Annotated in this window: 19 protein-coding genes; 11 read left to right on the forward strand and 8 right to left on the reverse strand. The window is 60.0% G+C overall.

Annotation, left to right across the window (positions count from 1 at the left end; translation table 11 throughout):
- Positions 1 to 150: 150 nt before the first annotated feature.
- A complete protein-coding gene (locus tag DFS28_RS16140; RefSeq protein WP_008151424.1) occupies positions 151 to 588 on the reverse strand; it encodes a hypothetical protein in 438 nt (145 codons plus the stop codon).
- 104 nt (positions 589 to 692) lie between these two features.
- On the opposite strand from DFS28_RS16140, the gene DFS28_RS16145 reads away from it, so the two are divergent.
- Complete coding sequence (locus DFS28_RS16145; RefSeq protein ID WP_008151425.1) at positions 693 to 1,130, forward strand: universal stress protein; 438 nt, start codon at positions 693 to 695, stop codon at positions 1,128 to 1,130.
- A gap of 191 nt (positions 1,131 to 1,321) precedes the next feature.
- Here the strand turns inward: DFS28_RS16145 and DFS28_RS16150 are convergent, their stop codons facing one another.
- Entirely contained in the window at positions 1,322 to 3,241 is a 1,920-nt protein-coding gene (locus DFS28_RS16150; protein WP_111450594.1) for an ATP-binding cassette domain-containing protein, read from the reverse strand.
- Positions 3,242 to 3,454: 213 nt separating this feature from the next.
- On the opposite strand from DFS28_RS16150, the gene DFS28_RS16155 reads away from it, so the two are divergent.
- A complete protein-coding gene (locus DFS28_RS16155; protein ID WP_111450595.1) occupies positions 3,455 to 5,383 on the forward strand; it encodes a transglycosylase SLT domain-containing protein in 1,929 nt (642 codons plus the stop codon).
- Positions 5,384 to 5,453: 70 nt separating this feature from the next.
- Here DFS28_RS16155 and DFS28_RS16160 read toward each other — a convergent pair whose 3' ends face one another.
- Both DFS28_RS16160 and DFS28_RS16165 read right to left on the reverse strand, forming a co-directional pair.
- Entirely contained in the window at positions 5,454 to 6,500 is a 1,047-nt protein-coding gene (locus DFS28_RS16160) for a Fic family protein (protein WP_111450766.1), read from the reverse strand.
- Between the two features lie 68 nt (positions 6,501 to 6,568).
- A complete protein-coding gene (locus tag DFS28_RS16165; protein WP_165934004.1) occupies positions 6,569 to 8,344 on the reverse strand; it encodes an ABC transporter transmembrane domain-containing protein in 1,776 nt (591 codons plus the stop codon).
- Between the two features lie 258 nt (positions 8,345 to 8,602).
- On the opposite strand from DFS28_RS16165, the gene DFS28_RS16170 reads away from it, so the two are divergent.
- Positions 8,603 to 8,782: a PA1571 family protein gene (locus DFS28_RS16170; protein ID WP_008151434.1), complete on the forward strand. Its 180-nt coding sequence runs from the start codon at positions 8,603 to 8,605 to the stop codon at positions 8,780 to 8,782.
- Positions 8,783 to 8,940: 158 nt separating this feature from the next.
- On the opposite strand, the gene pdxB is transcribed toward DFS28_RS16170, so the two are convergent.
- Positions 8,941 to 10,083 carry a 4-phosphoerythronate dehydrogenase PdxB gene (pdxB, locus tag DFS28_RS16175; protein WP_111450596.1) on the reverse strand — a complete coding sequence of 381 codons (1,143 nt, stop codon included), beginning with the start codon at positions 10,081 to 10,083 and terminating at the stop codon, positions 8,941 to 8,943.
- Between the two features lie 301 nt (positions 10,084 to 10,384).
- On the opposite strand from pdxB, the gene DFS28_RS16180 reads away from it, so the two are divergent.
- Complete coding sequence (locus DFS28_RS16180) at positions 10,385 to 11,794, forward strand: MATE family efflux transporter (protein ID WP_111450597.1); 1,410 nt, start codon at positions 10,385 to 10,387, stop codon at positions 11,792 to 11,794.
- On the opposite strand, the gene tusA is transcribed toward DFS28_RS16180, so the two are convergent.
- Both tusA and rlmM read right to left on the reverse strand, forming a co-directional pair.
- A complete protein-coding gene (gene tusA, locus DFS28_RS16185; protein WP_111450598.1) occupies positions 11,791 to 12,042 on the reverse strand; it encodes a sulfurtransferase TusA in 252 nt (83 codons plus the stop codon). The genes DFS28_RS16180 and tusA overlap by 4 nt on opposite strands.
- 179 nt (positions 12,043 to 12,221) lie before the next feature.
- Entirely contained in the window at positions 12,222 to 13,295 is a 1,074-nt protein-coding gene (gene rlmM, locus DFS28_RS16195) for a 23S rRNA (cytidine(2498)-2'-O)-methyltransferase RlmM (protein ID WP_111450600.1), read from the reverse strand.
- Between the two features lie 222 nt (positions 13,296 to 13,517).
- Between rlmM and acnA the strand changes: the two genes are divergently transcribed.
- From acnA to DFS28_RS16215, 3 genes are all read left to right on the forward strand, one after another.
- On the forward strand, positions 13,518 to 16,259 hold the full coding sequence (acnA, locus tag DFS28_RS16200; protein WP_111450601.1) for an aconitate hydratase AcnA: 2,742 nt from the start codon (positions 13,518 to 13,520) through the stop codon (positions 16,257 to 16,259).
- A gap of 232 nt (positions 16,260 to 16,491) precedes the next feature.
- Positions 16,492 to 17,283: a CPBP family intramembrane glutamic endopeptidase gene (locus tag DFS28_RS16210; RefSeq protein WP_111450603.1), complete on the forward strand. Its 792-nt coding sequence runs from the start codon at positions 16,492 to 16,494 to the stop codon at positions 17,281 to 17,283.
- A gap of 103 nt (positions 17,284 to 17,386) precedes the next feature.
- Positions 17,387 to 18,952 carry a PAS domain-containing methyl-accepting chemotaxis protein gene (locus DFS28_RS16215; protein ID WP_111450604.1) on the forward strand — a complete coding sequence of 522 codons (1,566 nt, stop codon included), beginning with the start codon at positions 17,387 to 17,389 and terminating at the stop codon, positions 18,950 to 18,952.
- Between the two features lie 204 nt (positions 18,953 to 19,156).
- On the opposite strand, the gene DFS28_RS16220 is transcribed toward DFS28_RS16215, so the two are convergent.
- On the reverse strand, positions 19,157 to 19,834 hold the full coding sequence (locus DFS28_RS16220; RefSeq protein WP_111450605.1) for an alpha/beta family hydrolase: 678 nt from the start codon (positions 19,832 to 19,834) through the stop codon (positions 19,157 to 19,159).
- Positions 19,835 to 19,930: 96 nt separating this feature from the next.
- On the opposite strand from DFS28_RS16220, the gene ccoN reads away from it, so the two are divergent.
- Genes ccoN through ccoP form a run of 4 tightly spaced genes read left to right on the forward strand, consistent with a single transcriptional unit; the run spans position 19,931 to position 23,146 of the window.
- Complete coding sequence (gene ccoN / locus DFS28_RS16225; protein WP_111450606.1) at positions 19,931 to 21,355, forward strand: cytochrome-c oxidase, cbb3-type subunit I; 1,425 nt, start codon at positions 19,931 to 19,933, stop codon at positions 21,353 to 21,355.
- A gap of 10 nt (positions 21,356 to 21,365) precedes the next feature.
- Positions 21,366 to 21,974 carry a cytochrome-c oxidase, cbb3-type subunit II gene (gene ccoO, locus DFS28_RS16230; protein ID WP_008157297.1) on the forward strand — a complete coding sequence of 203 codons (609 nt, stop codon included), beginning with the start codon at positions 21,366 to 21,368 and terminating at the stop codon, positions 21,972 to 21,974.
- 21 nt (positions 21,975 to 21,995) lie between these two features.
- Positions 21,996 to 22,196: a cbb3-type cytochrome c oxidase subunit 3 gene (locus tag DFS28_RS16235; RefSeq protein WP_165934007.1), complete on the forward strand. Its 201-nt coding sequence runs from the start codon at positions 21,996 to 21,998 to the stop codon at positions 22,194 to 22,196.
- The gene (gene ccoP, locus DFS28_RS16240) at positions 22,193 to 23,146 is read left to right on the forward strand and encodes a cytochrome-c oxidase, cbb3-type subunit III (protein WP_111450608.1); all 954 of its coding nucleotides are present in this window, start codon (positions 22,193 to 22,195) and stop codon (positions 23,144 to 23,146) included. The genes DFS28_RS16235 and ccoP overlap by 4 nt, the downstream gene beginning before the upstream one ends.
- Positions 23,147 to 23,596: the final 450 nt, after the last annotated feature.

A 23,596-nucleotide genomic window follows, 5' to 3' on the forward strand; every position in this document is an offset into this window, starting at 1 on the left:
CATCAACGCTTTTGGCGAACGCCAGCGTAATATCAGCGCCACACAGAATTACCGGCCTGCCTGGCCAACTCCAGCCCGATGATGATGTCGGGCTTTTTATTGCCTGTCTGCCAGACGTTTCGCGCCATTGCGGCGCGAAGTTTCCGTGATTTATGCCAGCGCCTTCAGCACCGCATCAATATCCTGCAAAACCGTCGCTTCGCCCTTCTCACCCCAATACAACGTGATCATCTGTTTGTCTGCTTCGACCTTGTAAACATTGTCTGGCAATTTTTCGAAATGAATCAGCAACGCAGGCTCCTCGCAGACCTCCTGCCACTGATTGACCCAGACACCCGGCGCTTTTTGCCAGTAACACCAGCACGCCGGCCGATTGCCCCGCCGTGGTCGATGGTATTGGGCGCAAGGGCTCGGCGGCTCCTTGCTCAGCCAGTGCGGCCAGTCTTGTGGCGCCAGCTGCATCGCCAATCCAATGCGTCGCGCCTCCATGCGCAGGGCCATGCGGCCGCTCTGGTGGCGCGACGGTCGCAACCATGCCAGCGGACTCAGTACCACCAACAGGATTGACACCACTATCCAGACCGTCATATCTGTACTCCCGATTCTTGATGAGCGCATTGGGTCACTTTGAAAACAATGCGCTTGAAACCAGCCATACTTACCAATATTGCAACCCTCAGGAGGAGCACCTCATGCCCTACAACCACATTCTGGTTGCTGTAGATCTAACCGAAGAGTGCGATCCTGTAATCCACCGCGCTCGCGAACTGTCGGTGAGCAACGGGGCGAAACTGTCCCTGGTGCACATTGTCGAGCCAATGGCCATGGCCTTTGGCGGCGACGTCCCCATGGACCTGTCACAACTGCAACAACAGCAGTTCGATCAGGCCAAGGAGCGCCTGGACCGGCTGATCGTGAAGTATCCGGAACTCTCCAAGGAATACAGCCACCTGACCTACGGCCAGCCACGCCAGGAGATCCACCACCTGGCCAAGGAACAAACCTGCGACCTGATCGTGGTGGGCAGCCATGGCCGACACGGCCTGGCATTGCTGCTGGGCTCGACTGCCAATGACGTGCTGCATGGTGCGCCCTGTGATGTGCTCGCGGTGCGCCTGATCAAAAGCTGATAACACGAAACGATGTGGGAGCGGGCTTGCTCGCGAAAGCGGCGTGACAGTCGACATCTTTATTGAATGTTAAGCAGCTTTCGCGAGCAAGCCCGCTCCCACAGTGAATCCATGTCGGCCAGTAGATCGCCTTCCATACGAAAAGCCCGGCGTTCATCACTGAACGCCGGGCTTTTTTATAGCAGGATCAATCAGGCATCCAGCTCGGCCCAGCGCTCGACCATTACGTCATGCTCAGCCTGCAACTGCTCCAACTGAGCGATCACTGCAGTGGTCTCGGCAGCAGGACGCTGATAGAAACCGGCATCGGCCATTTGCGCCTCAACGGTAGCGATCTGCTGCTCCATGGCTTCGATCTGGCCCGGCAACATTTCCAGCTCACGCTGCAACTTGTAGCTGAGTTTCTTCTTCGCCACCGGCGCTTCGACGACAGCAGCAACTGGCGCAGCTTCGGCCGTCACGACAGCGGAGGTCAGGTCGGCTTTGCCGGACTTGCTCTCGGTCACGCCCAGCAGGCGCGGCGAGCCGCCCTGACGCAGCCAGTCCTGATAACCACCAACGTATTCGCGAACCTTGCCTTCACCTTCGAAGACCAGGGTGCTGGTGACCACGTTGTCGAGGAATGCCCGGTCGTGGCTGACCATCAGCACGGTGCCGTTGAAGGTCAGCAATACCTCTTCCAGCAACTCGAGGGTTTCAACGTCGAGGTCGTTGGTCGGTTCATCGAGGACCAGCAGGTTCGCCGGCTTGCTAAACAGTTTCGCCAGCAACAGACGCGCGCGCTCACCACCTGACAGCGCCTTCACCGGCGTGCGGGCACGCTGCGGGCTGAACAGGAAGTCGCCGAGGTAGCTCAGCACGTGGCGGCTCTGACCATCGATATCGATGAAGTCGCGACCTTCCGCAACGTTGTCAATTACGGTCTTTTCCAGGTCCAGCTGATGGCGCAACTGGTCGAAGTAGGCCACGTCGATGCGCGTCCCCTCTTCCACGGTGCCGCTGGTTGGCTGCAGGCCGTTGAGCATCAGCTTCAACAGTGTGGTTTTGCCGGTACCGTTGGCGCCCAGCAGACCGATGCGGTCGCCGCGCTGCAGGACCATCGAGAAATCCTTGATCAGGAACGGGCCGCCCGGGTGAGCGAAGCTCACGTTCTCAAGGACCATCACCTGCTTGCCGGACTTGTCCGCAGTATCCAGCTGGATGTTGGCCTTGCCGGTGCGTTCACGACGCTCGCTACGCTCATTGCGCAGGGCTTTGAGGGCGCGGACGCGGCCTTCGTTACGGGTGCGGCGCGCCTTGATGCCCTGGCGGATCCAGACTTCTTCCTGGGCCAGTTTTTTGTCGAACAGCGCGTTGGCAGTATCTTCAGCGGCCAGCGAGGCTTCTTTGTGCACGAGGAAGCTGGCGTAGTCGCCGTTCCAGTCGATCAAACCACCGCGATCCAGTTCCAGAATGCGGGTAGCGAGGTTCTGCAGGAATGAACGGTCGTGCGTGATGAACAGCACGGCGCCCTGGAAATCCTTCAGCGCTTCTTCGAGCCAGGCAATTGCACCGATGTCCAGGTGGTTGGTCGGTTCGTCGAGCAGCAGCAGATCGGGTTCGGAAACCAGAGCCTGAGCCAGCAAAACGCGGCGACGCCAGCCGCCGGACAATTCGGCGAGGGTCTTGTCGGCTGGCAACTGCAGACGGCTCAACGTGCTGTCGACCAGTTGCTGCAAACGCCAGCCGTCACGGGCTTCGAGGTCGTGCTGGACGTGCATCAGTTTGTCCAGGTCGGCGTCGGTGACGATGTTCTGGCTGAGGTGGTGATACTGCGCGAGCAGCTCGCCGACACCGTCCAGGCCTTCAGCCACCACGTCGAACACGGTCCGCTCGTCGGCTACCGGCAATTCTTGCGGCAATTCGCCAATCTTGAGGCCGGGTGCGCGCCAAACGGAGCCGTCATCGGGCTTCTGGTCGCCCTTGACGAGCTTCATCATGCTGGACTTGCCAGTGCCATTGCGGCCGATGATGCACACCCGCTCACCACGGGCGATCTGCCAGGACACCTTGTCCAACAACGGCGTAGAGCCGAAAGCAAGGGACACATCGCTGAATTTGAGCAGGGTCATGAGCTTCTCCAAAAACCGGGCGCGCATTCTACCTGACTTGAGGCTTCAGAAGGCCGGCAATTTCACCTTCGCGACACTCTGCATGACAAATGTTGCGAACTGATGCTGACAGGCCGGCAAAGCTTTCGCCCGCTGCTGGCAAAAGGCTAAGCTACAGATAATTCAGCGCGGGCATTGCCCGCGCTTGTCATGATTTCTCTGCCCGGACGTCTCATGCGCAGTCGCCTTTTCAGTCTTTTATCCTGTTTTCTTCTTTCTGCCACTGCCGTCCAAACCGCCCAGGCGGTGGACCTGTCCACCCAGCGCCAGTATTACGATGAAGCCAAGCGTGCCCTCGCCAAGGGGGATACCGGTCCTTATTTCCGTTACAGCCAGGCCCTCCGCGATTACCCGCTGGAGCCATACCTGGCGTATGACGAACTGACCGCTCGCCTTAAAACCGCGAGCAATGCCGAAATCGAGAAATTCCTCGCCGAGCACGGTGACCTGCCCCAGGCCAACTGGATGAAACTGCGCTGGCTGCGCTGGCTGGCCGAACGCGGCGACTGGGCGACCTTCGTCAAGTACTACGACCCCAAGCTCAATTTCACCGAACTGGACTGCCTGAACGCACAGTACCAGATCGGGCATAACCAGAAAGCCGAAGGTTACGCCAACACCAATAAACTCTGGCTGACCGGAAAATCCCAACCCGACGCCTGCGATGCGCTATTCGGGCAATGGGCTGCCGAAGGCCAGTTGACCGAGCAGAAACGCTGGGAGCGCACCAAACTTGCCGCCCAGGCGCGCAACTATCCGCTGGCCATCAGCCTGGTCAACGGCCTGACTACCCTCGCCCCTCGCGGTCGCTTGCTGATTGATGTGGCGCAGAAACCCGAGCTGCTCAATCAACCGTCGCGGTTTACCCCGGCCGACGAGCCGATGTCCGACATCGTCAGCCTCGGCCTGCGCCGCCTGGCCAAACAGGATCCGGACAAGGCCATGGCCTTGCTCGACGGCTATGCCAGCAGCATGCACTTCTCGCGCGACGAAAAAGTGGCCATTGCCCGGGAAATCGGCCTGACCCTCGCCCGACGTTTCGACCCGCGCGCACTGGACGTGATGACCAAGTACGACCCCGAACTGCGCGACAACACCGTGTCGGAATGGCGCCTGCGCCTGCTGCTGCGCCTGGCTCGCTGGGACGATGCCTATCAACTGACTCGCCGTCTGCCGCAGGATCTGGCGACCACCAATCGCTGGCGCTATTGGCAGGCCCGCAGTCTGGAACTGGCGCAGCCGCAGAACCCGGAAGCGCAGACGCTGTATAAGGGCCTCGCCCGCGAGCGTGATTTTTACGGCTTCCTCGCAGCAGATCGCTCACAGTCGCCCTACTCGTTGAACAACAAACCGCTGGTGCTCAGTCAAGCGCTGATGAACAAGGTCCGCAATACCCCCGGCATACGACGCGCCCTGGAATTCCATGCTCGCGGACAGATCGTCGATGGTCGCCGCGAGTGGTACCACGTCAGCCGCCACTTCAGCCGCGACGAAATGGTCGCCCAGGCGAAACTGGCCTACGACCTGAAATGGTATTTCCCGGCGATCCGCACCATCAGTCAGGCGCAGTACTGGGACGACCTGGACATCCGTTTCCCGATGGCCCACCGCGAAACCCTGGTGCGCGAAGCCAAGGTTCGTGGCCTGCATTCGAGCTGGGTGTTCGCTATCACCCGCCAGGAAAGTGCTTTCATGGACGACGCCCGTTCCGGCGTCGGCGCCAGCGGCCTGATGCAACTGATGCCCGGCACCGCCAAGGAAACCGCGCGCAAGTTCAGCATTCCATTGGCCTCGCCGCAGCAAGTGCTCGACCCGGACAAGAACATCCAGCTAGGCGCCGCTTACCTGAGCCAGGTCCACAGCCAGTTCAACGGCAACCGCGTCCTCGCTTCCGCCGCCTACAACGCCGGCCCCGGTCGCGTGCGCCAGTGGCTGCGCGGTGCGGACCACCTGAGCTTCGATGTCTGGGTGGAAAGCATCCCGTTCGACGAAACCCGTCAGTACGTGCAAAACGTGTTGTCGTACTCGGTGATCTACGGCCAGAAGCTCAACTCACCGCAACCGTTGGTGGATTGGCATGAGCGCTACTTTGACGATCAATAATCCTGCTTTGAAGCACTGACAAAAATGCCCGCTTCGATTGATGCGGGCATTTTTTTCGCGTCCAGAACGACTATGCCGACTTGAGCCGTGCAGCAATCCGCTTGCCATGCCGGGTCAGTCGATATTTTTGAGCAGGGCTGCTTGGCGACTCGGGATTGGTCATTTCAATCAAGTTGGCAGCCAATGCGGGCCTGAGGTAGTTAGCCCGAAAGGTCGCCTTGTGAGCCAAACCGACCTCGGTCATTAAGTCGCTGATTTTAAGCGGGCCGTTAACATGAAGCGCTGAAAGCAATTTCCCTACTGGGTCGCTTACCAGGTCGCTTACCAGGTCGGTTACTGGGTCGGTTACTGATTCACTAAGAGCCGCTTCCTCAAGCGCGAGACTCAATGCTTGCAGCATAAACTCGACAAAAGGCGTCGCCTCAGCCAACTGATCGGCCGCCGACAATGCCGCGTAATAAGCATCCTGCTGATCTCGAATTACCGCTTCGACAGGCAGATATGCCAACACCGGGCGCCATTGACTGAGTATCAACGTCTGCCAAAGACGGCCCATGCGTCCATTACCATCAGCGAAGGGATGGATGAACTCGAATTCGTAATGGAAGACGCAGCTGATGATCAGCGGATGCCAATCAGAATCGCCAAGCCACGCCAACAAGTCTTCAATCAATTGCGCAAGGCGACTCGGCGGCGGGGACATATGGACCAGTTTATCGCCACGGTAAATGCCCACACCGGCTCGACGAAACTGCCCGCAGTCGTCAATCAACCCACCCATCAGCAACTCATGGGCATAAAGCAAGTCGGCTCGGCGACTCGGCTGCCACTCCGGCATGGCTTCATAAGCCGCGAAAGCGTTGCGCACTTCCTGGATTTCCCGAGGCAATCCCAACACACGCTGCCCCGCCAGAACAGCCGTCACCTGCTCGATGTTCAGGGTGTTGTTCTCGATCGCTAAAGAAGCCTGAATCGTACGAATCCGATTGCTACGACGCAGTTGAGGCGTTTGCAGGCGCTCATCCACAGCCGCCAGCTGACCAATTTGTTCACTAATCCCGGCGACCAACGCCAGCATTCTGGTGGTCAGGGTCAACGGTGGTTGATAACGGCTCATATCCTTTTCCAGGCTCGCAACTGTGGCCGACATAATGCCCGACCACGGCAGCATTCAGCAGCTCTCATTCACGCGGCCTCATGTCCATCGTTAAACTGCAACGCCGCCAACCGCGCATACAGCGCGTTGCTCGCAATCAATTCCTGATGCGTCCCCACCGCCACCAGTTTCCCTTGGTCCATCACCGCGATCCGGTCAGCATTCTTTACCGTCGCCAGCCGGTGGGCGATGACCAGCGTGGTGCGGTTTTTCATCAGGCTCGGCAGGGCTTGCTGGATCAGGTGTTCGCTCTGGGCGTCGAGGGCGCTGGTGGCTTCGTCCAGCAGCAGGATCGGCGCGTCCACCAGCAGCGCCCGGGCAATGGCCAGGCGCTGGCGTTGACCGCCGGACAAACCGAGGCCACCGTCGCCAAGGTGGGTCTGGTAGCCGTTGGGCATTTGTTCGATGAAGTCGTGGGCGTAAGCGATTTTCGCCGCTTCCTGAACCTGGGCCAGGGTGGCCGTCGGGTTGCCGTAACGGAGGTTCTCTTCGATGCTGCCAAAGAACAGCGCCGGGGATTGCGAGACCAGGGCGAAGCAGCGACGCAGGTCCAACGGATCGAGTTGAGTCAGCGGCACGCCGTCGAGCAGGATGCGTCCTTCAGCCGGGTCGTAAAAGCGCAGCAGCAAGTCATACACCGTCGACTTGCCGGCACCGGATGGCCCAACCAACGCGAGGGTTTCGCCAGCATTGATCGTCAGATTCAAACCATCGACCGCATAGCTTTCGGGACGCGATGGGTAGGAAAAGCGCACGTCTTGCAGCACCAGGTCACCTTTTACCCGTTCAGGCAAGGTCACCAGCTCAGTGGTCGGTGGCCGGATGATATTTTCCGAGCGCAGCAACTCGCCAATCCGCTCGGCGGCGCCGGCGGCACGCTGCAGTTCGCCGATGACTTCGCTCAACGTGCCGAATGCGCTGCCGACAATCAGGCTGTAAAACACAAACGCCGCCAGCTCGCCCGCGGAAATCCGCCCGGCGATGACATCCATTCCGCCGACCCAGAGCATCACCCCGACTGCGCCAAGCACCAGCACGATCACCAGGGTAATCAGCCAGGCCCGCTGGAAGATCCGCTTGCGAGCGGTGTTGAAGGCCTCCTCCACCGTTGCGGCGAAGCGCTGCTCATCCTGGACCTGATGGTTGTAGGCCTGCACGGTTTTGATCTGGCCCAGGGTTTCGGAAACATAGCTGCCGATATCGGCAATCCGGTCCTGGCTCAGGCGCGACAGGCTACGCACCCGACGGCCGAAGATCAGGATCGGCGCGATCACCAACGGCAACGCGACGACCACGATGCTGGTGAGTTTGGGGTTGGTGATAAACAACAGGACGATCCCGCCGATCACCATCAACAGATTGCGCAAAAACAGCGACAGCGAAGAGCCGATCACCGATTGCAGCAGCGTGGTGTCAGCGGTCAACCGCGACTGGATCTCGGAGCTGCGGTTGTCTTCGTAGAATCCTGGGTGCAGATAAATCAGATGATTGAACACCTGACGACGGATGTCCGCGACAACGCGTTCGCCGATCCATGAGACCAGGTAGAAACGCGCGAAGGTGCCAATCGCCAGCCCGACCACCAGCAACATAAACAAGCCGATGGACTGGTTGAGCAAATGCGGCGATTGGGTCATGAAGCCCTGATCTACCAGCAGGCGAATCCCCTGCCCCATGGATAAAGTGATGCCCGCCGTGACGATCAATGCGAGCAAGGCACCGACGGCCGGCCAGCGATAAGGCGCGATGAAACGCAGGGCCAGGCGCATGGCGCGCCGTTGGCGGGATGAGAGGATGGAGATCATTCGATGGCGCAACCAGTAGGCTTTGACGCGATCAAGCCTACACCGGTCGATGGGCTTGAACGCTGTAAATCATAATGAGTCGGGTTAAATATGACCGCAAAGACTAGGTCCTAGACGGTATTGGTCTAAAGTTCGGGTGGCAACGCAGCCATATTTCTGGTGGACTGATGTTTCCGCCGCAAAGATCGCAGGGAGTTGTCACAGCCCGGTCACGTGGCGGTTCTACAGTAAGCACACAACCTGATGAGGAGACAGGCCATGTCCTTGCAAAACAGCAGCGAAGACAAGATTGAAGTGATCCGTACACAGCCAGACCAGTCTCTGGGTTGCTCGATTATCGATAAGGATGGGCGCGAAGTACCGATCACTGAAGACATGATCCAGGACGCTTGCCGCGAACTGGAAAAGCGATTGGTCAAGCCTGCCGAACAAAAGTGATATAGCCACCGTCTTCTTGACCCGGCCTCTGATGGCCGGGTTTTTTATGGCTGCTGATCCAGAATGGAGGTGCAGCCATTCGCGAGCAAGCCCGCTCCCACAATACGACTGAGTTTAATGTGGGAGCGAGCCTGCTCGCGAAGGGGCCAACTCGATGCTCAGACAGCCGAAGCGCCCAACGCCGCCACGATCTTCTGCAACTCAGGCGAATCCCCCTCGATCCGCACCTGCAACCCATCAATCTCACGCCGCAACGGATAATGTTTGCGCAGTGAATCGAACGCCGCACGCTGTTCGTTCACATTGCCTACAAGGCTGCGGCGGAAATCCGCATCGTCGCGACGCGGGTCGTACACGCCGCGGCACAACATCGCCAGCGACCAGGCCGGATCGCTGTTAGCGTTCAAGGTCACTTGCGACAACCAGGGCGCGGGCAGCAAATCGTTCAAGTTGATCTGGGCGGCTTGTCCGAGAAAATCGCAATACGCCTGATAAATCTGCGCGGTGCCACGCTGTCTGCCGTCGAGGCTGTAACCGGCAATGTGCGGCGTCGCCAGCACGCAGAGTTCGGCCAAGGCCACATCGACCTCAGGCTCGCCTTCCCAGACATCCAGCACTGCTTGCAGGTCTTCGCGTTGCAGCAGCACTTGGCGCAGCGCGGCGTTGTCGACCACCGGGCCACGACTGGCGTTGATCAGCCAGGTGCCGGACTTGAGCTGGTTCAATCGGTTTTTATCGAACAGATGCCAGGTCGACTGGGCGCCGTGTTTCTTCAATGGCGTGTGCAGACTGATGACATCGCACTGCTCGATGATCTGCTCGAGGCTGACGTAATCGCCACCTTCTGCAGCTTGTCTTGGCGGATCGCAGACCAGCACGTTCCAGCCCAGACCTTGCAGCACCTTGACCAACCGGCCGCCCACTTCACCGACACCGACGATGCCGTAGGTGCGTTGAGCCAGGTCGACGCCTTCGATTTCGGCCAGGGTCAGCAGACTGCCGAGCACGTAGTCGACCACGCCGCGGGCGTTGCAGCCGGGTGCGCTGGACCAGGTGATGCCGGCCCGCTCAAAGTAATCCAGATCCAGGTGATCCGTGCCGATGGTGCAGGTGCCGACAAAGCGTACCTTGCTGCCTTCGAGCAACCCGCGGTTAACGTTGGTCACCGAGCGCACCAGCAGTACATCGGCCTGTTCGACGGTGGCGCGGTCAATGGAACGTCCCGGCACCCGGCGGATTTCACCGAAACCTTCGAAGAAGGCATCGAGCAGCGGGATATTTTCGTCGGCAACAATCAGCATGGCAGGCTCCTTTGGCGGATCGGCAGTGTAGGCGCAGATGGCCAGTGTGAGCCAGCAGGCATTGTCCACCTTGACATGACAGACCACTCACCCTGTGGGAGCGGGCTTGCTCGCGAAAGCGGTGTGTCAGCCAACATTTATATTTACTGCCCCCCCCTCTTCGCGAGCAAGCCCGCTCCCACAGGAGGTCGAATACCGCGCACGGGCAATTACAAATCCCTAACACAGGACTTTTCCTGACCACTGCGTCAGGGCGTAGAATGCGCCGCCTTGCGCATCAACATCTCTGGACGTTTCGCCCTTGAATTCCGTGACTGACCGCCCCGCCGCTATTTCCCTCACCCGTCCGGCCCGGGTTCGCCTGGAGCTGAAAAACCTGCTCGGCCTGGCCTTGCCGATCATGATCGCGCAACTGGCGACCACCGCCATGGGCTTCGTCGATGCGGTGATGGCGGGCCGGGTCGGGCCACGGGATCTGGCGGCGGTGGCGCTGGGCAACTCGATCTGGGTGCCGGTATTTCTGTTAATGACCGGCACGCTGCTGGCCACTACCCCGAAAGTCGCCCAGCGTTTCGGCGCCGGCACCCACCGCGAGATCGGCCCGATCGTGCGCCAGGCACTGTGGCTGGCATTGGTCGTGGGCTTGATGGCGACCGGCATGTTGTTCAGCGCCGAACCGATTCTGCACATCATGAAGGTCGATCCCGAACTGATCGGCCCGTGCATGCAATACCTGCACGGTATCGCCAGCGGTTTGCCTGCCGTTGCGTTCTACCATGTGCTGCGCTGCTTCAGTGACGGCCTGGGGCGTACGCGTCCGGCCATGGTGCTGGGTCTGTGCGGGCTGGCGCTGAACATTCCGCTGAACTACGTCTTCATCTATGGCCACTTCGGTGTGCCGGCCATGGGCGGTGTCGGTTGCGGCTGGGCCACGGCGATCGTGATGTGGGTGATGGCCCTGGGCATGGCCGGGTGGGAGCGCTGGGCGCCGGCGTATCAGTCGAGTGAGTTGTTCAGCCGTTTCGACTGGCCGCAGTCGTCGGTGATCAAACGCCTGCTGGGCATCGGCCTGCCGATCGGCATCGCGGTGTTCGCCGAATCGAGCATCTTCGCGGTGATTGCGCTGCTGATCGGCAGCCTCGGCGCGACGGTAGTGGCCGGGCATCAGATCGCGCTGAATTTCAGCTCGCTGGTGTTCATGATCCCCTACTCCCTCGGCATGGCCGTGACCGTGCGAGTTGGCCAGGCGCTCGGCCGTCAGGAACCGCGCGAGGCCCGCTTCGCCGCCGGTGTCGGCATGGGCACAGCGCTGGCCTATGCGTGCATTTCCGCGAGCATGATGCTGTTGCTGCGTGAACACATCGCAACGATCTACACGGCCGACCCGACGGTGATTCATGTCGCGGCGATGCTGATTGTGTATTCGGCGCTGTTCCAGTTTTCCGATGCGATCCAGGTGACGGCGGCCGGCGCGTTGCGCGGCTATCAGGACACGCGGGTGACAATGATCCTGACGCTGTTCGCTTACTGGGGCATTGGTTTGCCGGTGGGTTACGCGCTGGGCCTGACCGATTGGTTCGGCGCGCCAAGCGGCCCGAGCGGGCTGTGGCAGGGATTGATCGTGGGCTTGAGTTGCGCGGCGCTGATGCTGTCGATCCGCCTGACGCGCAGTGCACGCAAGCGAATCCGCATCAGCCATTCGGCGGGTTAAACGAGTTTCTTGCGGATCCAGTAGAGGTAGGTGCCTGCCTCTTCGTGCTGCGCCACCAGTTCGTGGTCGAGAAACACACAGAACTTGGGAATGTCGCGACGGGTCGACGGGTCGGTGGCGATCACCTTCAGCAGGCCGCCGGGCACCAGGTCACGGATGTGCTGGTGCAGCATCATCACCGGTTCCGGGCAGTTGAGGCCGGTGGCGTCGAGGGTGCCGTCAACCGGCGTATCAATCATTTCACTCATGATTCACTCCTGAAACTTGCCGGCATTGTCGCGCATTGCCGGGTGTTCGGTCATCTGTGGCGTTACATCGATCCCTGTGGGAGCGGGCTTGCTCGCGAAGGCGGTGGGTCAGTCGACATCAATATTGAATGTCCGTCCGCATTCGCGAGCAAGCCCGCTCCCACATTGGGCCGGGGGGCTCAGCGGGACTTGGTTTTCTTCACGTCGAGCCGGCGCAAATGGCAGGTCACTTCTTCACGGTCGTGGTACAGCTGTTTGCAGCCGATCTCGACCCGAATGCCGCGTTCCTTGAACCCGTCGGCAATGCGCTCCAGCAAGCGCTTCACTTCGGCGTAACGCTGCTTCATCGGCAGCTTGAGGTTGACCACCGCTTCGCGGCAATGCCCCTCGCCAATCCATTCTTCCAGCATCGCGGCGTTGCGCGCCGGTTTCTCGACGATGTCGCAGACCATCCAGTCCACTGGTTGCTTGGGCTTGAAGGTGAAACCGTCGGCCATCAAGTGTTGCACTAAACCAGTGTCCATCAGGCTTTCGGCCATCGGGCCGTTGTCGATCGCAGTCACCAGCATGCCGCGATTGACCAGTTGCCAGGTCCAGCCGCCAGGAGCGGCGCCAAGGTCGACGCCGGTCATGTCGCTGTGCAGGCGCTCGTCCCATTGATCGCGCGGGATGAAATGGTGCCACGCCTCTTCCAGCTTCAGCGTCGAACGGCTCGGCGCTTCACGTGGAAACTTCAGCCGCGGAATGCCCATCGGCCACATCGCCGAGTTGTTCGACTCGGCCAGGCCCATGAACACTTCCCGGCCACTTTTGAAGGTCAGCAGCAGGCGCGGCTTGTGGGCGTCTTCCACCAGTTTGCCAGCCGCCATCAGCGCCTTGCGCAGGTGGCCTTCGAACTTCTTGCAGAAGTTCGACAGCTCCTTGCCATCATTGGTGTCGACCATTTCCAGCCACAGGCTGCCGCACAGCGGGAAGTCCGCCATGTGCGCGAGGATCACGCTGATGCGGTCGGTTTCCGGCAGATCGATGAAGATCCCGCGAGCCCACTGGCGCGGGAAGATCAGATCGGCGAAACGCTGGCCACGCATCAGGCGCTCGGCGCCGTCTTCTTCGGTGCAGATGAATTCGGCGCAGGCGCTGGCGGTCTTGGCCTTGGCATAACCGGCCACGTTCAGCCGCGCGGCGTGTTCGGAAATCTCGGAACAGACTTCACTTTCGAAGCCCGGCCGGCAATGCATAAAGAGGGTGTTCATTCTTACTCCTGGGCAGATGGCGAGAAATTCAGCCACTGCGCGATGCCCAGACTTGCGTTGAAGCAAAGCCTGTCACGAAAACCGGCGCATGATAGCCGAGTTCGGAACCTTGGACTTGGCCATAGAGTCCAGTTATTAGCCTTAAGCACCAAACAGGACTAGGTTTAAGGCTCTGTCTGTCCCGTCAGTCCGTAGCCGTGCGGACCCAAAGGAGTCATTTCAATGCCGTCCCTCGATAGCCTGAAAACCCTTAAAACCTTACAAGTCGACGACAAGACCTATCACTATTTCAGCTTGCCGGATGCCGCCAAAAGCCTGGGCGACCTGGACAAGCTGCCGATGTCGTTGAAAGTGCTGCTGGAAAACCTGCTGCGCTGGGAAGATGAAAAAACCGTCACCGGCGCCGACCTCAAGGCGATTGCCGCCTGGCTCAAGGAACGTCGCTCCGACCGCGAAATTCAATACCGTCCCGCGCGGGTGTTGATGCAGGACTTTACCGGTGTTCCTGCCGTGGTCGACCTGGCCGCGATGCGTGCCGCGATGGCCAAGGCCGGCGGCGACCCGCAGCGCATCAATCCGCTCTCCCCCGTGGATCTGGTGATCGACCACTCGGTGATGGTCGATAAATACGCCAGCGCCAGCGCCTTCGAACAAAACGTCGACATCGAAATGCAGCGCAATGGCGAACGCTATGCGTTCCTGCGCTGGGGCCAAAGCGCCTTCAACAACTTCAGCGTGGTGCCGCCGGGCACCGGGATCTGCCACCAGGTGAACCTGGAATACCTGGGGCGCACGGTCTGGACCAAGGACGAGGACGGCCGCACCTACGCCTTCCCCGACACCCTGGTCGGTACCGACTCCCACACCACCATGATCAATGGCCTCGGCGTGCTCGGCTGGGGCGTCGGCGGGATTGAAGCGGAAGCGGCGATGCTCGGCCAACCGGTGTCGATGCTGATCCCGGAAGTGATCGGCTTCAAACTCACCGGCAAACTCAAGGAAGGCATCACCGCCACCGACCTGGTGCTGACCGTCACCCAGATGCTGCGCAAGAAAGGCGTGGTCGGAAAATTCGTCGAGTTCTACGGTGACGGCCTCTCCGACCTGCCGCTGGCCGACCGCGCGACCATCGCCAACATGGCCCCGGAATACGGTGCCACCTGCGGCTTTTTCCCGGTGGATGACATTACCCTGGAATACCTGCGTTTATCCGGTCGCACCAGCGAAACCGTGAAACTGGTCGAGGCCTACAGCAAAGTCCAGGGCCTGTGGCGCCTGCCGGGCCAGGAGCCGGAGTTCACCGACACGCTGGCGCTGGACATGAGCCGCGTCGAAGCCAGCCTTGCCGGGCCCAAACGCCCACAAGACCGGGTATCGCTGCCGCATGTCGCGCAAGCATTCAGTGACTTCGTCGACCTGCAATTCAAACCCACCAGCAAGGAAATCGGCCGCCTCGAAAGTGAAGGCGGCGGTGGCGTCGCGGTGGGCAATGCCGACCTGGCCGGAGAAGCCGACTACGAATACGAAGGTCAGACCTATCGATTGAAAAACGGCGCGGTAGTGATCGCGGCGATTACCTCCTGTACCAACACCTCCAACCCGAGCGTGATGATGGCCGCCGGCCTGGTGGCGAAGAAAGCCGTGGAAAAAGGCCTCAAGCGCAAACCGTGGGTCAAGAGCTCGCTGGCCCCAGGCTCGAAAGTGGTCACTGACTACTACAAGGCTGCCGGCCTGACTCAATACCTTGATGAACTGGGTTTTGCCCTGGTCGGCTACGGCTGCACCACCTGCATTGGCAACTCCGGGCCATTGTCGGAGCCGATCGAAAAAGCCATTCAGGCCGCCGACCTGACCGTCGCCTCGGTGCTTTCGGGCAACCGCAATTTCGAAGGCCGCGTGCATCCATTGGTGAAAACCAACTGGCTGGCCTCCCCACCGCTGGTCGTCGCCTATGCGCTGGCCGGGACGGTGCGCATCGACATCAGCAGCGAGCCTTTGGGTACCGACAAAGAGGGCAATCTGGTGTATCTGCGGGACATCTGGCCAAGCACCAAAGAGATCGCCGATGCGGTGAATCAGGTCAACACTGCAATGTTCCACAAAGAGTACGCCGAAGTGTTTGCCGGCGATGAGCAATGGCAGGCAATCGAAGTGCCGCAAGCGGCGACCTATGTCTGGCAGGACGATTCAACGTACATCCAGCATCCACCGTTCTTCGACGACATCGGCGGGCCGCCGCCGGTGGTCAAGGACGTCGCCGGTGCCAGAATCCTCGCGCTGCTGGGTGATTCGGTGACCACCGACCACATCTCTCCCGCCGGCAACATCAAGGCAGACAGCCCGGCAGGCCATTACTTGCGCGATAAAGGCGTAGAACCACGGGACTTCAACTCCTACGGCTCGCGACGCGGCAACCACGAAGTGATGATGCGCGGCACCTTTGCCAACATCCGCATCCGTAACGAGATGCTCGGCGGTGAAGAAGGCGGTAATACGATTTACATTCCCACCGGGGAGAGGATGCCGATCTACGATGCGGCGATGCGTTATCAAGCCTCGGGCACACCGCTAGTGGTGATTGCCGGGCAAGAATACGGCACCGGTTCGAGCCGTGATTGGGCAGCCAAGGGCACCAATCTGCTGGGAGTCAAAGCGGTCATTGCGGAAAGTTTCGAACGGATTCACCGCTCCAACCTGGTGGGCATGGGCGTGTTGCCGTTGCAGTTCAAGCTGGATCAAAACCGCAAGAGCCTGAACCTGACCGGCAAGGAGACACTGGATATCCTCGGTTTGACCGGCGTCGAACTGACGCCGCGGATGAACCTGACGCTGGTGATCACCCGTGAAGACGGCAGCCACGAGAAGGTCGAGGTGTTGTGCCGGATCGATACCTTGAATGAGGTGGAGTACTTCAAATCGGGGGGGATTTTGCATTACGTATTGCGGCAGTTGATTGCCTCGTAACAGCCTGCTGACACAGACACCGCCTTCGGGCGGTGTTTTTGTTTGGGTTGCGTACGTCCTTATAATCGCGCCTCAAAAAATATGAACAACACCGATCAAATGTGGGAGCGGGCTTGCTCGCGAAGAGGCCATAACATTTAGCATCATCGTCGACTGTTACACCGCTTTCGCGAGCAAGCCCGCTCCCACATTGACCGGGGCAACCCGCAGAATCCCGACACAAGGACTTCACATGATTGCCCTGCCATGGAACTACCTGGCCCTCCTCTCCCTCGGCTATGGTCTGGCACTGATTTACGGTCACCTCGGCTGGCTGGCCGTAATCTCCTTCGCATTGTTGCTGTTCACAGGCTTCGCCGTCCGTCAGCAAAAACTCCCCATCGCGCGCTACCTCGGTCATGGGGTGTTCTTCGTCCTGGTCCTGGCACTGGCGATGCACTGGCTTCCCGGCTTCTACAACGGTCGTGGTTTCCCCCCTCAACGATTCACCGACGATGCCGTGCCGTTTTTCATGTACCTGAATCAGGACAAACCGCTGATCGGATTCTGGCTTTTGCTGGCCTGCCCGTGGATTGTCGGCCGACATTCGCTGCGCGCTTCCATCTATGCCACCGCGCTGGCGCTGACGTTGAGTGCCGTGCTGGCCTTGGGTGGCGCGCTGTTGCTGGGCGTGATCAGTTGGGCACCGAAGTGGCCCGATCAAGCCTGGTTGTGGCTACTGAATAATCTGCTGCTGGTGACCCTGGTCGAAGAAGCACTCTTTCGCGGCTACATTCAGGGCGGTCTGACCCGGTATTTCAAAAACCTGCCCTACGGTGAAAACCTCGCCCTGATCCTCGCCTCACTGCTGTTCGGCCTGGCGCATGTGGGCGCCGGCTGGCAATGGATGTTGCTGGCGAGCCTGGCAGGTGTCGGCTATGGTCTGGCCTACCGTTTTGGTGGCTTGGGTGCGGCCATCGCCACCCATTTCGGCCTGAACCTGCTGCATTTCGGACTGTTCACCTATCCGATGCTGGCAGGCTGACGCAACGGTCGTTTTGCGACGCGCCACTGATTACTGAAAAATAATCTCAATAAATGGCTGACGATGCCGACAACCCGTCAAAGCCTTGCGGATTGAAAAAGCCATGCGTAACAACCAGCCTATTACACAACGCGAACGGACCTTCCCGACTCAGCAACGGTTGATTTCCACCACCGATGCCAAGGGCGTGATCACCTACTGCAACGACGCTTTCGTCGAAATCAGTGGGTTTTCTCGTGAAGAGCTGATCCGTGCGCCGCATAACCTGGTCCGTCACCCTGACGTCCCGGCCGCGGTATTTGCGCACATGTGGGGCACACTGAAACAAGGCTTGCCATGGATGGGCATTGTCAAGAATCGCTGCAAGACCGGTGATCACTACTGGGTTAACGCCTATGTCACGCCGGTTTTCGAAGGTAATCAGGTGGTCGGTTATGAATCGGTGCGGGTCAAACCCACTGCCGAGCAGATCCGCCGTGCCGAAGCACTCTACCAACGCATCAATCAGGGCAAGTCGGCGATTCCTTCAACGGACAAATGGCTGCCGGTGCTGCAGGACTGGCTGCCGTTCATTCTGGTCAGCCAGCTGAGCTTCATGATCGGTGCCTCGCTCAATTCCCAATGGGGTTTTGCGCTGGCCGCCGGCCTGTCGGTGCCATTGGGTCTGTTGGGGTTGAGCTGGCAACAGCGCGGTCTCAAGCGTCTGCTGCACCTGGCGGGGCAAACGACCTCCGACCCACTGATTGCACAGATGTACACCGACAGCCGCGGTGCCCAGGCGCGTCTGGAGATGTCGATCCTTAGCCAGGAAGCCCGCCTGAAAACCTGCCTGACCCGTCTGCAGGACACCGCCGAGCATCTGAGCGACCAAGCGAAACAGTCCGACACCCTGGCTCACAGCAGCTCCACCGGCCTGGAACGTCAGCGTGTCGAAACCGAGCAAGTGGCCACCGCTGTCAATCAGATGGCCGCCACCACGCAGGAAGTCGCCAGCCACGTGCAGCGCACGGCCGACGCTACACAGGAAGCCAATCGCCTGACCGGTCGCGGCCGCGACATCGCCGGGGAAACCCGCGAAGCGATCCAGCGCCTGTCGGTGGTGGTGGGTGAAACCGGGCTGACCGTGACCCAACTGGCCAAGGACAGCGACGAAATCGGTGGTGTGGTCGATGTGATCAAAGGCATCGCCGACCAGACCAACCTGCTGGCTTTGAACGCCGCCATCGAAGCGGCCCGTGCCGGTGAAATGGGTCGTGGCTTTGCAGTGGTCGCCGACGAAGTTCGCCAACTGGCGCAACGCACCAGCGAATCCACCGGGCAGATCCACGCCCTGATCGCCAAGCTCCAGCAAACCGCCAGCACGGCGGTGCAAACCATGGAGGCTGGTCATCGCCAGGCTGAAGAAGGTGTGGCGCGGGTACTGGAAGCGGACCAGGCACTGGTTGGGATCAGCGAAGCGGTGGCCAACATCACCGACATGACCACCCAGATCGCTGCGGCGACCGAAGAGCAAAGTGCAGTGGCCGAAGAAATCAGCCGCAACATCAGCAACATCTCGCACCTGGCGGATCAGACCTCGGTACAGGCGCAACACTCGGCGTTGTTGAGTGAAGAGCTGACGAAGACGGCGAATACCCAGTATTCGTTGGTGGAGCGGTTTAACCGCTGATTGATGCTGGAAACGAAGAACCCGGACGGCGAAAGCTTCCGGGTTTTTTATTGCCAATCTGAAAATGATGGCGCCTGAAAGGGCCTCTTCGCGGGCAAGCCCGCTCCCACAGTGATTGGTGGTGTTGTTCGATAATTATGGTCAACACCAAACCCTGTGGGAGCGGGCTTGCTCGCGAAGAGGCCCTGACAGGCACCACAAATATCAGAGAAGAAACTCAGCCACCTTGTTCGCCGCAGCCGCCAAATGCTGCTCATGGGTAAACCCGGACGCCTTCAATGGCTTCAAATCATGATCCCCCGCCGCCAGCCAGAACACCTCGATACTCGGTGCCAACGTGTAAGCCTCGACGGCCTCGCGATTCCCCAATGCATCCCGCTCGCCCTGAACAATCAGCGTCGGTGTCTTGAGCGCGGCCAAATGCTCGACCCGCGGCTTCTCAGGTTTCCCTACCGCATAAAACGGATATCCGAGGCATACCAACGCATCGGCCTCTAGTTCATCCGCCAACAAACTCGCCATCCGCCCGCCCATGGATTTGCCACCAATGGCCAGACGACCAGCGACATGGCGTCGCACCAGGGCATAGACCTCACGCCAGCATTCCAGCAATTTTGGGGCCGGATTGGGTGGGCGTTTACCGCCATCAACACGCCGTTGCGCCATGTACGGAAACTCGAAGCGCAGCACATTGATCCCAGATGCAGCAAGGCGCTCAGCCATGTCGCTCATCCAGCCACTGTCCATTGGCGCACCGGCACCGTGAGCGAGAATCAGCGTCGCCGATGCCGGCGTCGTGGCCGCATTCCACAACCATCCATGCTCCCGCACACACCGCGCCCATTGATCCCCGTCAATACTGGCCTTGTGCTCTTTGTCCATGCTTGCCTCGCTTTTAGTCTGCCTATAACTCCAGGCGAAGGGAGCGTCTGCCGTACGCAAACGCCTTCACTTCGGCTGAACCGTGGATGGGGAACCATGAACACTTCTATCAGTACCGCCTACAACTACAAGGTGGTCCGCCAATTCGCCATTATGACGGTGGTGTGGGGCATCGTCGGCATGGGGCTCGGGGTTTTTCTCGCGGCTCAATTGGTCTGGCCTGAACTCAACTTCAATCTGCCGTGGACCAGCTTCGGGCGCCTGCGCCCGTTGCACACCAACGCAGTGATCTTCGCCTTTGGCGGTTGCGCCCTGTTCGCCAGTTCGTTCTATTCGGTGCAACGCACCTGCCAGACCCAACTGTTTGCGCCGAAAATCGCCGCGTTCTGCTTCTGGGGCTGGCAAGTCGTGATTCTGCTGGCCGCTATCAGCCTGCCGCTGGGTTACACCAGTTCCAAGGAATACGCCGAACTGGAATGGCCGATCGACATCCTGATCACCATCGTCTGGGTCGCCTACGCCGTGGTGTTCTTCGGCACGCTGGCCAAGCGCAAGACCAAGCACATCTACGTCGGCAACTGGTTCTTCGGTGCGTTCATCATCACCGTGGCGATTCTGCACATCGTCAACAACCTTGAGCTGCCGGTGAGTTTCACCAAGTCCTACTCGGTGTACGCCGGGGCGACCGATGCCATGGTTCAGTGGTGGTACGGCCACAACGCCGTAGGCTTTTTCCTCACCGCCGGTTTCCTCGGGATGATGTACTACTTCGTGCCGAAACAGGCCGAGCGTCCGGTGTATTCCTATCGTTTGTCGATCGTGCACTTCTGGGCGCTGATCACTCTGTACATCTGGGCCGGTCCGCACCATTTGCACTACACCGCGCTGCCGGACTGGGCACAGTCGCTGGGCATGGTGATGTCGCTGATCCTGCTGGCGCCGAGCTGGGGCGGGATGATCAACGGGATGATGACGCTCTCGGGCGCCTGGCATAAATTGCGCAGCGACCCGATCCTGCGCTTCCTCGTGGTCTCGCTGGCGTTCTACGGCATGTCGACCTTCGAAGGGCCGATGATGGCCATCAAGACGGTCAACGCCCTCTCCCACTACACCGACTGGACCATCGGCCACGTTCACGCCGGCGCCCTCGGTTGGGTCGCGATGATCTCCATCGGCGCGCTGTACCACATGATCCCGAAAATCTTCGGTCGCACGCAGATGCACAGCATCGGCCTGATCAACGCGCACTTCTGGCTCGCCACCATCGGCACCGTGCTGTACATCGCTTCGATGTGGGTCAACGGCATCGCCCAGGGCCTCATGTGGCGCGCAGTCAATGAAGACGGCACGCTGACCTACTCCTTCGTCGAAACCCTGGTGGCCAGCCACCCAGGCTTCGTCGTACGTCTGGTAGGCGGTGCGATCTTCTTCAGCGGCATGTTGCTGATGGCCTACAACACCTGGCGCACCGTGCGGGCCTCGCAGCCTGCCGAAGCCGCCGCTGCCGCGCAGATCGCCTGAGGAGGCCGCCATGAAACACGAAACAATCGAGAAAAACGTCGGCCTGCTGATGTTGCTGATGGTGTTGGCCGTGAGCATCGGCGGTCTGACCCAGATCGTCCCGCTGTTCTTCCAGGACGTGACCAATAAACCGGTGGAAGGCATGAAGCCCTACACCGCGCTGCAACTGGAAGGTCGCGACATCTACATCCGCGAAGGCTGCGTCGGTTGCCATTCGCAGATGATCCGTCCGTTCCGCGCCGAGACCGAACGCTACGGCCACTACTCGGTGGCCGGTGAAAGCGTCTGGGATCACCCGTTCCTGTGGGGCTCGAAACGTACCGGTCCGGACCTGGCCCGGGTCGGCGGTCGCTACTCCGAAGATTGGCACCGCGCGCACTTGTACAACCCGCGCAACGTGGTGCCGGAATCGAAAATGCCCGGCTATCCGTGGCTGGTGGCCAATCAACTCGACAGCAGCCACACCGAAACCAAGATCAAGGCGATGCGCACCCTCGGCGTGCCGTACACCGACGACGACATCGCAGGCTCAGTGGCTTCGCTCAAGGGCAAGACCGAAATGGACGCGCTGGTCGCTTACCTGCAAGTGCTCGGCACATCCATCAAGAGCAAGAGGTGAGCCATGTCCATGCCCTTTGAAATCGTAAGCGTAATGAGCAGTGGAATGATCCGCGGCCTGGGCACGGTCGTGGTGTTCGTGGCCTTCGTCGGCCTGACGCTGTGGGTGTTCAACAGCAAGCGCAATTCGCAATTCGCCGAAGCGCGTTTGCTGCCGTTCGCCGATGAACCGCTGCCCGATGACGCCACCCAAGAACCTGAAACAAGGAGTACCCGGCCATGACCACCTTCTGGAGTACGTGGATCTGCGTACTGACCATCGGCAGCCTGATCGGCCTGACCTGGCTGCTGATCGGCACCCGCAAGGGCGAAACCAAGGGCAGCGTCGACCAGACCATGGGCCACAGCTTCGACGGCATCGAGGAGTACGACAACCCGCTGCCGCAGTGGTGGTTCATGCTGTTCGCCGGCACGCTGGTGTTCGCCGTGGGCTATCTGGTGCTTTACCCGGGCCTGGGCAACTGGAAAGGCATCCTGCCGGGTTACGAGGACGGCTGGACCGGCGTCCACGAGTGGGAAAAGGAGATGAACAAGGCCGATGCGAAGTTCGGGCCGATCTTCGCCAAATTCGCGGCGATGCCCGTAGAAGAAGTGGCCACGGACCCGCTAGCGTTGAAAATGGGCGGTCGCCTGTTTGCCTCCAATTGCGCGGTCTGCCACGGCTCGGATGCCAAGGGCGCCTTTGGCTTCCCAAACCTGGCGGACACCAGCTGGCGCTGGGGCGGCAACGCCGACACGATCAAAACCACGATCATGGGTGGTCGCATGGCCGCGATGCCGGCCTGGGGTGAAATCCTTGGTGATGCCGGCGTGAAGAACGTCGCGGCTTATGTGCGCCATGACCTGGCCGGCCTGCCGGTGCCTGACGACAGCGGTGCCGACCTGCACGCCGGACAGCAAGCGTTCAGCACGATGTGCGTAGCCTGTCACGGGGCAAACGGCCATGGGACTGAAGCCATGGGCGCGCCGAATCTGACGCAACCGGCCGGTTTTATCTACGGTACAAGCCTGGCGCAGCTGCAACAGACTATTCGTCATGGCCGCCAGGGCCATATGCCGGCGCAGAACGAAATGCTCGGCAACGATAAGGTGCAATTGCTGGCCGCTTATGTGTACAGCCTGTCACACGGCCTGAATACAGAGCGTTTGCAGGCTGAAGGCAAACACGAATAAATCTCGACCGCTCTGCTGCCGCATTCTCCCGGATGCGGCAGTTCCCTGTCCCTTTGCGACCAAGTGTCGCACCCCTCCGTTGGTCCTCCTTTCGGTTCATCAGATTCGGGTCTAAGCTTCCCCCGATGCGGACTGGCAAGAGCCGGTTCCAGGTCGACCCGACCCGATGTGTTCGACGAACCTGCTCGATGACAGGCCGCAAAGGCTGGTAGATACCGGCTGTCGTGCCAATTGCCATCTGTCACCCGATCGTTGTGTTTGAACACACCCCGTTACATCCGACCTGACCCCCTCACCATTTTCGTCTGCTGCGACATTTTGCCCTTGGGCAATTTTGTCCTTACGCGGCGCATGGAAAGGCCGCAGAATCAGCTTTTGAAAGCATTGACCCAGGTCATGGCGCGTTGCAATGACCCCCCGCTTTCTACATACTTGCGGCCGATTTTTACT

Source organism: Pseudomonas sp. 478 (assembly GCF_003254125.1).
Lineage (GTDB): Bacteria > Pseudomonadota > Gammaproteobacteria > Pseudomonadales > Pseudomonadaceae > Aquipseudomonas.

Coding starts and splice junctions, on each gene's coding strand:
- DFS28_RS16140 (WP_008151424.1), bottom strand. CDS start 588: ATGACGGTCTGGATAGTGGTGTCAATCCTGTTGGTGGTACTGAGTCCG.
- rlmM (WP_111450600.1), bottom strand. CDS start 13,295: ATGAACACCCTCTTTATGCATTGCCGGCCGGGCTTCGAAAGTGAAGTC.
- acnA (WP_111450601.1), top strand. CDS start 13,518: ATGCCGTCCCTCGATAGCCTGAAAACCCTTAAAACCTTACAAGTCGAC.
- DFS28_RS16145 (WP_008151425.1), top strand. CDS start 693: ATGCCCTACAACCACATTCTGGTTGCTGTAGATCTAACCGAAGAGTGC.
- tusA (WP_111450598.1), bottom strand. CDS start 12,042: ATGAGTGAAATGATTGATACGCCGGTTGACGGCACCCTCGACGCCACC.
- ccoO (WP_008157297.1), top strand. CDS start 21,366: ATGAAACACGAAACAATCGAGAAAAACGTCGGCCTGCTGATGTTGCTG.
- DFS28_RS16150 (WP_111450594.1), bottom strand. CDS start 3,241: ATGACCCTGCTCAAATTCAGCGATGTGTCCCTTGCTTTCGGCTCTACG.
- DFS28_RS16210 (WP_111450603.1), top strand. CDS start 16,492: ATGATTGCCCTGCCATGGAACTACCTGGCCCTCCTCTCCCTCGGCTAT.
- DFS28_RS16215 (WP_111450604.1), top strand. CDS start 17,387: ATGCGTAACAACCAGCCTATTACACAACGCGAACGGACCTTCCCGACT.
- ccoP (WP_111450608.1), top strand. CDS start 22,193: ATGACCACCTTCTGGAGTACGTGGATCTGCGTACTGACCATCGGCAGC.
- DFS28_RS16165 (WP_165934004.1), bottom strand. CDS start 8,344: ATGATCTCCATCCTCTCATCCCGCCAACGGCGCGCCATGCGCCTGGCC.
- pdxB (WP_111450596.1), bottom strand. CDS start 10,083: ATGCTGATTGTTGCCGACGAAAATATCCCGCTGCTCGATGCCTTCTTC.
- ccoN (WP_111450606.1), top strand. CDS start 19,931: ATGAACACTTCTATCAGTACCGCCTACAACTACAAGGTGGTCCGCCAA.
- DFS28_RS16220 (WP_111450605.1), bottom strand. CDS start 19,834: ATGGACAAAGAGCACAAGGCCAGTATTGACGGGGATCAATGGGCGCGG.
- DFS28_RS16170 (WP_008151434.1), top strand. CDS start 8,603: ATGTCCTTGCAAAACAGCAGCGAAGACAAGATTGAAGTGATCCGTACA.
- DFS28_RS16155 (WP_111450595.1), top strand. CDS start 3,455: ATGCGCAGTCGCCTTTTCAGTCTTTTATCCTGTTTTCTTCTTTCTGCC.
- DFS28_RS16160 (WP_111450766.1), bottom strand. CDS start 6,500: ATGAGCCGTTATCAACCACCGTTGACCCTGACCACCAGAATGCTGGCG.